An 11,267-nucleotide genomic window follows, 5' to 3' on the forward strand; every position below is an offset into this window, starting at 1 on the left:
TGTCGTCAGGCGGACCCTGTAGCTTTCGCGGCGACCGCGTGTGCGCGGTGGCCGCACCTCATGCGAGGTCCGTTTGCGATGCGCCCTATAGGCAGGGATGCCGCGCGCCTCAAGCGGGTGACGGATAAAAATGTGCAAGTCCCTTTGCCTCTTGCGCAAACGCGCTCGAGGCGCTTTGAGCATCCACACCATGACAGAAGACGAAATCCTCTCCGAATTCCGCGCCAGCGAAGCCCTGCTCGAAGGCCATTTCCTCCTCTCCAGCGGACGCCACAGCGGGCACTATCTCCAGTGCGCACGCGTGCTGATGAACCCGGAACGGGCCGGCCGGCTTGCCTTTGCCCTCGCCCAGAAGATCCCGCGCGACATCCGCAGCCAGATCGATGTGGTCGTCAGCCCTGCGATGGGCGGCATCATCATCGGCCAGGAAATGGGCCGTGCGCTCGGCAAGGACGCCATGTTCCTCGAACGCCCTGAAGGCGAGTTCCACCTGCGCCGCGGCTTCCGCCTCGAAGCGGGCGCCAAGGTGCTGATGGTAGAAGACGTGGTCACCACCGGTCTTTCCAGCCGCGAGGCGATCGCGGCCGTCGGTCGCGAGGGCGGCGAGGTCATCGCCGAAGTCTCGCTCGTCGATCGCAGCAATGGCGCGGCCGATCTGGGCGTACCCTTCTTCCCGCTGATCGACATCAACTTCCCGACCTATGCCGATGACGAGGTCCCCGAAGAGCTCGCAGCGATCGAGATCACGAAGCCGGGGAGCCGCAAGGCTTGAACCGGCCCCTCCGCCTTGGCGTCAATATCGACCACGTCGCCACCATCCGGAACGCCCGGGGCGGCGACCATCCCGATCCTGTCAGGGCAGCGGAGATCGTCGCCCGTGTCGGCGGTGACGGGATCACCGCCCACCTGCGCGAAGACCGGCGGCATATCCGTGATGCCGACCTGAAACGCATCCAGGATGCGACCGACCTCCCGCTCAACCTCGAGATGGCCGCCACCGAGGAAATGCTGGAGATTGCCCTCAGGCACTCGCCGCACGCCGCCTGCATCGTCCCCGAAAAGCGCGAGGAGCGCACCACCGAGGGCGGACTCGATGCGGCGGGCCAGCACAACACGCTCGCCCCGATCGTGTGGAAACTGCGCGACAACGGCATTCGCGTGTCGCTCTTCATCGAGGCGGACGAACGCCAGCTCGATGCAGCACTCAAGCTTGGTGCCGAAGTCGTGGAATTCCACACAGGCGAATATGCCCATGCCCATCTCGACGGCGATAGCGAGAAGGTCGCGCGCGAACTGAAGCGCATCTCCGACATGGCCGCGCTTGCCGCGAAGAACGGCATCGAACCGCATGCTGGCCATGGCCTCACCTACGAAAACGTCCAGCCGATTGCGGCCATCCCGCAGATCGCCGAACTCAATATCGGTCACTACCTCGTTGGGGAGGCGGTATTCGTCGGACTCGAGCACGCCGTGCGCCACATGCGCGAGCTGATGGACGAAGCGCGGTGAGCGAGGCCGGGCTTTCGCGCGGCGCTCAGTTGTGGGCACTCGCGGCGGCGATCCCCTTCCTGCTTAGCCTGGCCCTGCTCGGCGTGGCCTTTTCGCGCCAGGTGCTGCTGGCCTTCGCGGTCGGCTGGCCGCTGCTCCAGCTGTTCGGATACGCAGGCGCGCTCAAACGCTCAGGCGGGCAGATCGATCATCCGCTGGTCAAGGCACAGGTCGTGCTGCACTGGATGATGCTCGTCATCCTGATCGCCATATTCGCGAGGGTATTATGATTATCGGCCTCGGCTCCGACCTCTGCAATATCGAGCGCATCGCCAATTCGCTCGACCGCTATGGCGAGCGGTTCGAGAACCGCGTCTTCACCGAGATCGAGCGCGCCAAGGCCCGCAAGCGACCCTTCACCATCGCCGGCACCTACGCCAAGCGCTTCGCCGCCAAGGAAGCTTTCTCGAAGGCCGTGGGCACCGGCTTCAGGCGCGGCGTCTTCATGCGCGATATCGGTGTGGTGAACGCCAAGTCGGGCGCGCCTACGCTGGCGCTCACCGGGGGCGCTGCACTAAGGCTTGCCGAAATGCTGCCGCACGGCCATGAGGCCAGCATTCATCTCACCCTCACAGACGATCATCCATGGGCACAGGCATTCGTAATCATCGAGGCCCACCCCGCATGAGCTCAGATACCGCGGCCGTGACAGAACCGACCCCCGAAAAAACCGACACGAACGACGACGACAAGAAGGTCGACTGGCTGGCGGAAATCCGCGGCCTTGCCCTGATGCTGCTGGCGGTGTTCGCCTTCCACAGCTTCGTGGCGAAGCCGTTCTACATCCCGTCGGAAAGCATGCTGCCCAACATGTTGGTCGGAGACCGGCTGGTGGTGAGCAAATATCCCTATGGCTGGAACTGGTCCTCGGTCAGCTTCCACCTTGCGCCCCGTGGCGACTGGCGCGTTGCCCCTGCAACGCCCGAATATGGCGACATCGTCATTCCCGTGCATCCGGAACGCGACGAAGATTACATCAAGCGCGTGGTCGCCCTGCCGGGGGATTCAATCGCGGTCCGCAATGGCCAGATCATCCTGAACGGTGAACCTGTCCCGCAGGAAGCCGAACCACCGCTCGACTTGCCGATCGACGCGAATTCGACTTGCCGCGGCTTCGACGACCCCTCTTTTATCGTCACGAACGACAAAGGCGCGACCGTTTGCCGCGTACCCGTTTACCGTGAGACACTTCCCAATGGCGCGAATTACCTCGTCATAGACCACACAAACAGCTGGCTCGACGATTTCGACGAGATGACGATCCCCGAAGGGCATGTCTTCGTGATGGGCGACAACCGCGACCATTCTTCCGACAGCCGCGAGCTCAATTCCTCGCGTGGGCTGCTGGGCCCGGTACCGCTGGAAAATATCGGGGGGCGCGCGGAATTCATCACCTTCTCGCTCGACGGCACGACCACGCTCAATCCGGTGACCTGGTTTACGAGCTTGCGCGAAGGCCGCGCCTGGACCACCTTGCGCCCCTCCAAGCCTTCGGAAAAGGCACAATAACAGGGGTATAGATGGCCGACGACAAGCTCGATATCGCCAGCAAGGATCTCGGCACCAGCCCGTCACGCATTGGCGATCCGCTCATGCGCATGGAGATCATGCGCGCAGCGATCTGGGCTGGCGTGATCGGCCTGTGTGTTCTGGCCGTCTACATTGCACGACCGCTGCTGGTTATTTTCGGAGCACTCGTCTTCGCCTCGATGATCGAGGGCGGAACACGGCTTCTCGGACGTGTCCTGCCCATCGGAAGGACCTGGCGCGTCAGCATAGTCCTGATCGGCGTGGTGCTGTTCTTTGGCTGGCTGGTCTATTTCGCCGGCTCCACCATCTCGCAGGAAGCGGCCGAATTTCCCGCCATCATCGAACGCCAGATCGGTGAGCTCCTGTCCTATGCCCGCTCGCAGGGCTTTGCCATCTCGCAGGACCATCTCGAAAATTATGCCGGCAGTATCGGCAGCGGGATCAGCACCGTCACCCGAGCGCTGAGCGGCATCGTCGGCGGGCTGACCACAATCGTTCTGATTGCGATCATCGGTGTCTATGTCGCGATCGATCCGACATTGTACGAGCGCGGTGTTGCATGGATGCTTCCGCGTCATCGTCGCGATGAATTCTACATTACCGCAGCCCGGATGGGCGAGACCCTGCGCCGCCTCATGGCCGGGCGCTTGGTGGGCATGCTGTTCGAAGGCATCTTCACATACGTTCTGCTCGCGTTCGGCGGCCAATTGTTCGGGATCGATCCGGTCCCCATGGCCGCGCTGCTCGCGATCCTGACCGGCCTGCTGGCTTTCGTTCCCAATCTCGGCGCGATCATTTCGGGCGCGCTGATGGTGCTCGTCGGCTTCTCGGGTGGCACTGACATGGGCCTCTACACCATCGGGGTCTATTTCCTCGTCCAGAACTTCGACGGCTATGTGATCATTCCTATGATCGCCAAGAAGACGGTCGATCTTGCACCTGCGCTGGTGCTGGCGGCACAGCTGATCATGGGCATCCTGTTCGGCATCATCGGCCTTTTCCTCGCCGATCCGCTGCTCGCCATGATCAAGGTCGCGCTGGAACGCCGCGCCGAACAGAACGACGCCGAAGCCAAGAAACAGGAGGCCGCCGAGAATGGCGCGTAAGTTTCTCTACTTTATTGCCATCATCATCGTGACGCTGATCGTGGGCGCGATCGCCCTTTCGATCTGGTCCCGCGAAGCGACGGAAATCGCGATGGTCCCGCGCGGCGAGTTCGTGGAGCAGCAAGCGCTGGCGGACAATGCCTACCAGGATCCGGCCATGTGGTATTCACGGCCGGGTATCGGCACGAGCGACCCTTCGCGTTACCAGCCCGCCGTCGCACAGCCCGCCGCCGATCCGGCAGCGCAGGCCCCCTCGCCCGACAATCCTGCGGCAGAACGGAGCCTCGATGCTCCCGGCGCCCTCGACACTGCAGGATCGCAGAGAGGCGAAGCTGCCGATGCGCAGGCGACGCCCGATTTCGCAGTCTTCTTCGTCCCGCCTACAAGCTACACCAAGGGCGCGTTGGGCGAATGGAATGCGCCTCTGAACGACGAGGAAACCGACCGTCTTGCCCGTGTCTTCCTTCGCGGCCTTGCCAGCCCCTTCAACCGCGCCGACGAGATCTGGGCTCCGAAATATCGGCAGGCGGCGGTCGGTGCCTTCCTGACCGATCAGGAAGAGGCAACCATGGCCATCGACGCGGCCTATGCCGACGTCGAGCAGGCCTTCGAATTCTTCGTCGAGAGCGTCGGGGCCGACAAACCGATCATCCTCGCCGGTCACAGCCAGGGTTCGGTCCACATCTTGCGCCTCTTGCGCGAGAAGGTACCCGGCAGCCCGGTCGAAAGCCGCATCGCCGCGGTCTACGCCCCCGGCTGGCCGATCTCGGTCGAACATGACCTGCCGTCCTATCCCCTGCCCGCCTGTGCCGCGCCGGACCAGGCGCGCTGCGTCGTGAGCTACATCAGCTTCACCGATGGCGGCGACCCGGGCCAACTCCTAAAGCGCTACAGCGCCCTTCCCGGCATGGATGGAAAGCCACGCGGCTCGGACGATACGATCCTGTGCGTCAATCCGCTGACCGGTATGACGGGTGGCACCGCCGCAGCCGAAGACAATCTCGGCACGCTCAAGCCCAGCGCGGACATGTCATCAGGCGAGCTCGTGGCAGGAGCGGTCCCCGCAAGCTGCGACACCAGCGGCATCCTGCGGATCGGGGAAGGGCCCGATATCGGACAGGGCGTGTTGCCCGGCGGGAATTACCACGTCTACGATATTCCGCTGTTCTGGAAGAACCTTCAGGAAGACGTGCTGCGGCGCGTGGGCGCATGGGCTCCGACGCAATCGTAACCGACAACGCGCTCGACTATGGCGATGCGCTGCCAGATGGCGGCGCATTGCTTGGGCTCGACCTCGGCACCAAGACCATCGGCGTCGCCACTTGCGATGCGGGCTGGCGCTTTGCGACCGCGGGCAAGACGATCCCGCGCAGCAAGTTCACCAAGGACTGCGGCAAACTGCGCGAGATCGTGACAGAGCGCAGCATCAAGGGCCTCGTCCTCGGCCTGCCGCGCAATATGGACGGTAGCGAAGGCCCCCGCGCCCAAGCGAGCCGTGCTTACGCCAGGAACCTTACACAAGCGCTTGAACTGCCGGTTCTTTTATGGGACGAACGCTGGTCGACATCGTCCGCCGAAAGCGCGATGATCGGCCAGGATATGAGCCGCGCAAAGCGTGCCGAAAAGATCGACAGCCATGCAGCTGCGGTCATCCTCCAAGGAGCGATCGATACGCTCGCAGGAGGTGGTTTTTAAGGGGGAGGGGTCGCAGCAATGATGGATTTTCTGGACGTATTCGAAGCCGTGCCCAATCGCGGCAGGCGGCGGCGCGGTCTGTTCAACGCGCTTGGCCGCCTGCTCGGCATGGCATTCATTGCCCTTTTCCTCGTGATGACGATCTACGCGCTCTGGTAGGATCGCTCGATCCAGCGGCGTTTTTCCGCCGCTTCCCTTGCAAGCATGACGCTTCCCGATAGCTCGGCTTCGCGCCACAGGGCGTCGCGTGCGGCACCCTGCACCAGCCCGCTCCGCGCCTCGAAGCTCGCCAGCCGGAGCCGGTCGCTTGGATGTTCGCGTCCGGCCCACTCGGCAAAGTCCAGAGCCTCATCGCCGCCCATTCCCACTGCGCAGCGCAGGAAACATTCGGTCGATGTCGGATTGAGCACGCCCGTCATGGCATTGCTGTCGAGATCGAAGCCGTACTGGTCCGACCAAGCCTGCGCCGGATCGATGTGCATGATGTTGAGCGAGACCGACATGCTCTCGGGCGGCAATTGCGAATGGATGTCGAGATTGGCGCGGTAGAGCATGAGCTTGCCCTCCTCCAGATGCGTGCGCTCGACGAAGCGCAGGTCGCACACTTCCCCGCGATATCCCGCGACGCTCTCGTAGTCGTACTCGTAGTAATCGCTGCCATAGCCCGGCCCGAAATAGCCAGCGGTCAGGAAGCTGAAATTATGGTCGTGCGGCACGCCGTAGACGAAGGCGTCGGACCCGCTCGCGCGGAAACAGCTTTCCTGCTCGCTGGGCCAGATATTGGCGCGAAGGAAGCTGCGGCCACGCATGCGCGAAAGCACGATCGATTGCGGACCATAGGCGCTCTCGATCCCGCCATCCTTGTGGCCGACCTTCAATTGCTCGATCAGAAGGTCGCCCAGGAAGTCGCGATTGTTGGCGAGCCGCTTCAATGCCATGGCACCGTTGGTGAGGCTATCTTCATCATCCGGTTCGAAGGGCACCGCATCCAGCATTTCGAGGCATTCTTCGAGGCCGTGAACTGCGGTTTCGTCGGACGGAATTATGCGGGGCATCTGGAAACCTCGATTTGGGAAAGTTGGGGGTGCGCCTCGACCAGCTGCGCCATTAGCGCACCGGCAGGTGTCGAGAGCGGATCGGCGGGATCGCGGGCAATGGCCGACAGGGCCACGAAGCCCTGGACCGTATCGAGAGCGAGGCATTCGCGCAGGGTCTGCCAGCGGATGTGGTCGCTGCCTTCCCTCGTGAGCCGGGCCAGCAAGGGGGCGACATCGCTCCGTCCCATCCGGCCGAGCAGCGCCGTCGCCATTTCGCGCTGGCTTTCCGCACGGCAGCCGCTCGCACGGTGGAGCAGGCGTCCGTCGGCAAGGCTGTACTGGCGCGTTTCGGGCGGCACCTCTTCGGTCCGCGAAAGCCGCAGGACAACGAAGCGGCCATGGACCTGCCGTATCTGGCGCGTGTGCGCCTGCCCTTCGCAGCGCAGGTATTCGCCGGCGACCGCGCGGCGCGTGTGGCAATCGATGGAGGCGCGCTCGGGCCCTTCGGCAAGCAGCTCGAACTCGCAGATGTCCGCCGATCCTGCCAGCACTGCCTCGTGACGTTCACCACCGGCAAAGCACACCGAGGTCGGGTCGATCTGTGTCTCTTCATATGTGATCAGCGACAAGGCGGCGCGGCCGCGCTGGGCGATCTGCAGGACGGACAAACCGTCCTTGTACTGGTGCCGCAGCGGGACCTGTCCGAGCGGGTGCGCCCTTACCTCTTCCAACAAGGAAGCCATCAGCGCCTCGGTCAGCTCTCTGGCGGTGCCTTCTTGTGCGAACAGGCCGGCGAGCGCGGGATACTCACCAAGCGCGCCCTCGCTCCCGTAGCGCTCCAGTTCCTCGAGGACCTTGCGAGCCGGGCCCTGCGCCCAGGCATCGCGGGCCGCTTCCAGCGCGATCTGCGCCTTGCGCTGCGGAGCAGTGTCGCTCCGCAGCGCGCGCAATTGCGGGTCGATTCTCATCGTTCCGCGTTCCCGATCACAGCAGCGCTTCGGGCGGAGCGACTTCGTAGATGTAGGTCATGATCACGACCACGCGATCATCCACGGTCGGACCTTCGGATGCCGACAAAGTGCCGAACAGGCCGGTCACCGTGTCGAGGGCGGGCAGGCTCGAAAGGTCGATCTTGGGTAGGTTCATTAGGTAATCCTCCTGATTGTCGGAGGCGCGACCCGGTGTCACCCTCCGGCAAGGAGGCTGGCGGCTTGTTGCCGCGCGATCGAATTAAAACATTGTAATCGTCGGGAACCGGACGCTATCGGCGGCTCTCCACTATGACCGACAAACCCGCATTCGATCCCAAGACGGCGACGCCGTTCCTGACCAGCCGCGGCCACTCCGGCTGGCTGGGTCTCCGCTATTCCGACCATGGCGACGACTGGGTAGAGCTCGAGCTTCCCTGGCGCGAAGACCTCTTGGGCGAGGATGGACAGCGCGTGCTCGCATCCGGACCGATCCTCAGCCTGATGGACATGGCGAGCGGGCTTGCGATCTGGAAAGCGATGGACCGGTTCGAACCGATCGCAACGCTGGACCTACGGGTCGATTACGTACGCCCGGCGCGCGAGGGATCGCCGGTGTTCGGACGTTCGCAATGCTATCGCGTCACCCGCTCGGCCGCCTTCGTGCGCGGCCTTGCGCATGACGGCGACGCGAGCGACCCGGTCGCGCATATCCAGGCGGTTTTCATGAAAATCGGACAGTCGACCGACAAGCGGGAGCTGCCCGGTGAGTGACAAAGGCAATCCCGATGCGCTGACGCCCTATGCCCGTTCGCTCGGCATCGAGCTGTCCGGAATGGAAGACGGTGTCCCGGTAATGAGCGTCGCCTTCGACGAGGCAGTCGAAGGTCGGCCCGAACATTATCACGGCGGCGCGACCGGCGGACTTCTCGAAACGGCGGGATATGCCGCTCTGCGGGCCGAGCTGGCCAAGCGCGACCGCGAAGCGCTGCTCAAGCCGATCAATATCACGGTGCAATATCTGTCCGCTGGCAAAAGCCGGACCAGCTATGCCAAGGGACGCGTCACGAAGCTCGGGCGCCGCAGTGCCAATCTGACGGTGGAAGCATGGCAGGACGACCCTTCGCGCCCTATCGCGACTGCCGTGATGAACGTGCTGGTCGCCGAACCGAAGGACTAGGCTCTACTCGGCCCGCTCGCGCCGCCGCTCCAGCTCTTCCCGGACCGCCTCGTAGCGTGCCTCTTCCGCACGCCGGCGCGCTTCCTCGATTGCTTCTTCGTCGATACCGATACCGCCTTCGGTAATCGTAATATCGATGGGGATGCCGTCGACCTCGGTCGAGAACACGGCCTCGCCATCGCGGATGCGCAGGCGGCTGTTGCCATCGCCAAGCGGGATATCCTCGAGGTCCGGCACGTCGAGCGGCTCGACAGGTCCGCCCGGATCGGTGTTCTCGCGCGGACCGGGCTGGCTGGGAGCGGCGGAAACACCGAGCGCCTGCGTCATGAAGTCACGCCAGATACGCGCCGGCAGCCCGCCGCCGGAAATACCGTCGAGCGGCGAATTGTCGTCATTGCCGATCCACACGCCGACCACGAGATCGCCAGCATAGCCGACGAACAGCGCGTCACGATTGTCCTGCGTGGTGCCGGTCTTGCCGAAGTTCGGCCCGCTCAGCGTAGCCGCGCGACCCGTGCCCTTGTTGATCGCGGCCCGGAGCAGGGCCTCCATTTCGCGGTGGGTATCGCCAGGCAGGCTGGAAGGGCCATCGACGAGATTTTCGAACCAGCCCCGCTCGGGGCGCGCAAAGGCATGGGGTTCGACAGGAAAGGCATTGCCGGCCACTGCGGCATAGGCCGCCGTCAATTCCAGAAGGCTCATCGTCGAGGTGCCCAGCGCCATGCTCGGATCGCCCTTGGTGAGGTCGGAAGTCACACCCAGGTCGCGGGCGGTCTCGATGACCTTCTCGCTACCCACTTCGCCGAAAAGGCGCACCGCGGCGACATTGCTCGACTGGGCGAAGGCATCTTCCAGCGTGAGGCTGTCCGAATAGCGCCCGCCCGAATTACCCGGACGGTACGAACCCTCCGTGATTTCGCGATTGTCGATCCGGTCGTCGATCTCCCAGCCGTCGCGCAGCGCAGCTAGGTAGACGAACAGCTTGAAGGTGGAACCGGGCTGGCGTTTGGCCTGCGTCGCACGGTTGAAGGGTGATTTCTCGTAATCCTTCCCACCGATCATCGCCACGACCTCGCCATTGGTACGCATGGCGACAAGCGCGACCTGCGCATTGCCAAGCGGTGCACGCGAGGTCACCCGGCGGGCAATATTCTGAAGCTTGGAATCGAGCGTGGTAGTGAGCGTCTGCCGGGCATAGCCGCTGTCCGACATCTCGCGAGCCTCGGGCAGCGCCCAGTCGGCGAAATAGGTGCCGGTCGGAATATCGCTCTTCATCCTCACGTCGAGCGCGGGCGGGCGCATGGCGCGGGCCTCGGCCTCGGTGATGTAGCCGGCTGCGACCATCGACTGGACAACCAGTTCCATCCGCTTGGCAGCGCGATCGTAATGGCGGGTCGGTGCATAGGCGCTGGGCGCCTGGAGCAGCCCGGCGAGCATGGCGGCCTGGTTGGGCCTCAGGTTCTCGGGCTTGCGGTAGAAATAGTGCAGGCTCGCCGCGCGCAGTCCGTAAACATTGTCACCGAAATAGGCGTTCGAGAGGTAGCGCTCGAGGATCTCGTCCTTGGTCAGCCATGCCTCGAGCCAGAAGGCGATCAGCGCCTCGCGGGCCTTGCGCGTCAGCGTGCGTTCCGGCGTCAGGAAGGTGAATTTCGCCAGCTGCTGGGTGATCGTGCTGCCACCGCCCGTGCCGGTTACGGCCGCGCGGGCGATGCCGCGCGGATCGACTCCCCAGTGGCTGTAGAAACGCCGATCCTCGATGGCGAGGAATGCCTCCACCACATGCGGTGGGAGCTTCGAGACATCGACCGGCTCGTCGGTAATCGCGCCATTGCGGGCAATTGGCGTGCCGTCGGCAGCGAGCAGCGTGATCTGCGGAGGAGCGATCGGTTCGAGCGACTTGCCGAGCGGCGCAGTGATCGCGAGCCAGCCGACAAGCAGGATGAAGATTCCGAGCAGCCCGGCGAAGATGCGCGCAGCCCACCAGCGCTTGCGCCGGCCGCGCCAGTAGTCGCGTTGCCAGAACCGCTTTCGCCGCTTTTCCTCGGCAGCGAGCGCATGATCGAGATCGTCGAGCCGCCTGTCCCACTCCGCATCGTCGAACGCGTCATGGGTCGCGTAATAACCGCGATGGCCGGTGAATTCCGGCTCGGGCCTTTTGCGGCGGAAAATTGAGTCGATTACGCCCATGGACCTACTGTGCTAC

General features: G+C 63.9%; 15 protein-coding genes. 11 read left to right on the forward strand and 4 right to left on the reverse strand.

The window, feature by feature from the left end:
• The first annotated feature begins 190 nt into the window (after positions 1-190).
• From pyrE to K3165_RS04400, 9 genes are read left to right on the forward strand one after another with little or no spacing between them, the layout of a single operon-like run.
• Positions 191-772 (forward strand): orotate phosphoribosyltransferase, encoded by a 582-nt coding sequence (pyrE, locus tag K3165_RS04360; protein ID WP_221547580.1) that lies wholly within the window; start codon positions 191-193, stop codon positions 770-772.
• Entirely contained in the window at positions 769-1,509 is a 741-nt protein-coding gene (locus K3165_RS04365; protein ID WP_221547581.1) for a pyridoxine 5'-phosphate synthase, read from the forward strand. The genes pyrE and K3165_RS04365 overlap by 4 nt, the downstream gene beginning before the upstream one ends.
• Positions 1,506-1,778 (forward strand): pyridoxal phosphate biosynthetic protein, encoded by a 273-nt coding sequence (locus K3165_RS04370; RefSeq protein ID WP_221547582.1) that lies wholly within the window; start codon positions 1,506-1,508, stop codon positions 1,776-1,778. The genes K3165_RS04365 and K3165_RS04370 overlap by 4 nt, the downstream gene beginning before the upstream one ends.
• Positions 1,775-2,176 carry a holo-ACP synthase gene (gene acpS / locus K3165_RS04375; RefSeq protein ID WP_221547583.1) on the forward strand — a complete coding sequence of 134 codons (402 nt, stop codon included), beginning with the start codon at positions 1,775-1,777 and terminating at the stop codon, positions 2,174-2,176. Before K3165_RS04370 ends, acpS begins: the two co-directional genes overlap by 4 nt.
• Entirely contained in the window at positions 2,173-3,057 is an 885-nt protein-coding gene (gene lepB, locus K3165_RS04380) for a signal peptidase I (protein WP_221547584.1), read from the forward strand. Before acpS ends, lepB begins: the two co-directional genes overlap by 4 nt.
• Before the next feature lie 11 nt (positions 3,058-3,068).
• Positions 3,069-4,184 (forward strand): AI-2E family transporter, encoded by a 1,116-nt coding sequence (locus tag K3165_RS04385; protein WP_221547585.1) that lies wholly within the window; start codon positions 3,069-3,071, stop codon positions 4,182-4,184.
• Positions 4,174-5,415 carry a DUF3089 domain-containing protein gene (locus K3165_RS04390; protein WP_221547586.1) on the forward strand — a complete coding sequence of 414 codons (1,242 nt, stop codon included), beginning with the start codon at positions 4,174-4,176 and terminating at the stop codon, positions 5,413-5,415. Before K3165_RS04385 ends, K3165_RS04390 begins: the two co-directional genes overlap by 11 nt.
• Positions 5,394-5,879, forward strand: coding sequence for a Holliday junction resolvase RuvX (gene ruvX / locus K3165_RS04395; RefSeq protein ID WP_221547587.1), 486 nt, complete (start codon positions 5,394-5,396; stop codon positions 5,877-5,879). Before K3165_RS04390 ends, ruvX begins: the two co-directional genes overlap by 22 nt.
• Before the next feature lie 18 nt (positions 5,880-5,897).
• The gene (locus tag K3165_RS04400; RefSeq protein WP_221547588.1) at positions 5,898-6,038 is read left to right on the forward strand and encodes a hypothetical protein; all 141 of its coding nucleotides are present in this window, start codon (positions 5,898-5,900) and stop codon (positions 6,036-6,038) included.
• Here the strand turns inward: K3165_RS04400 and K3165_RS04405 are convergent.
• From K3165_RS04405 to K3165_RS04415, 3 genes are read right to left on the reverse strand one after another with little or no spacing between them, the layout of a single operon-like run.
• Positions 6,023-6,934 (reverse strand): transposase, encoded by a 912-nt coding sequence (locus tag K3165_RS04405; RefSeq protein WP_221547589.1) that lies wholly within the window; start codon positions 6,932-6,934, stop codon positions 6,023-6,025. The two genes, K3165_RS04400 and K3165_RS04405, sit on opposite strands and share 16 nt — an antisense overlap.
• Positions 6,922-7,884 (reverse strand): hypothetical protein, encoded by a 963-nt coding sequence (locus K3165_RS04410; protein ID WP_221547590.1) that lies wholly within the window; start codon positions 7,882-7,884, stop codon positions 6,922-6,924. The genes K3165_RS04405 and K3165_RS04410 overlap by 13 nt, the downstream gene beginning before the upstream one ends.
• Before the next feature lie 16 nt (positions 7,885-7,900).
• Complete coding sequence (locus K3165_RS04415) at positions 7,901-8,062, reverse strand: hypothetical protein (protein WP_221547591.1); 162 nt, start codon at positions 8,060-8,062, stop codon at positions 7,901-7,903.
• A 134-nt stretch (positions 8,063-8,196) separates the two neighbouring features.
• Here K3165_RS04415 and K3165_RS04420 point away from each other — a divergent pair, with 134 nt between their 5' ends.
• Positions 8,197-8,658 (forward strand): PaaI family thioesterase, encoded by a 462-nt coding sequence (locus tag K3165_RS04420; protein WP_221547592.1) that lies wholly within the window; start codon positions 8,197-8,199, stop codon positions 8,656-8,658.
• Positions 8,651-9,064: a PaaI family thioesterase gene (locus K3165_RS04425; RefSeq protein WP_221547593.1), complete on the forward strand. Its 414-nt coding sequence runs from the start codon at positions 8,651-8,653 to the stop codon at positions 9,062-9,064. The genes K3165_RS04420 and K3165_RS04425 overlap by 8 nt, the downstream gene beginning before the upstream one ends.
• A gap of 3 nt (positions 9,065-9,067) precedes the next feature.
• On the opposite strand, the gene K3165_RS04430 is transcribed toward K3165_RS04425, so the two are convergent.
• Positions 9,068-11,251 carry a transglycosylase domain-containing protein gene (locus K3165_RS04430; RefSeq protein ID WP_221547594.1) on the reverse strand — a complete coding sequence of 728 codons (2,184 nt, stop codon included), beginning with the start codon at positions 11,249-11,251 and terminating at the stop codon, positions 9,068-9,070.
• Positions 11,252-11,267 lie beyond the last annotated feature (16 nt).

Origin of the sequence: Qipengyuania xiamenensis (assembly GCF_019711495.1) — a bacterium.
GTDB classification, from domain to species: domain Bacteria; phylum Pseudomonadota; class Alphaproteobacteria; order Sphingomonadales; family Sphingomonadaceae; genus Qipengyuania; species Qipengyuania xiamenensis.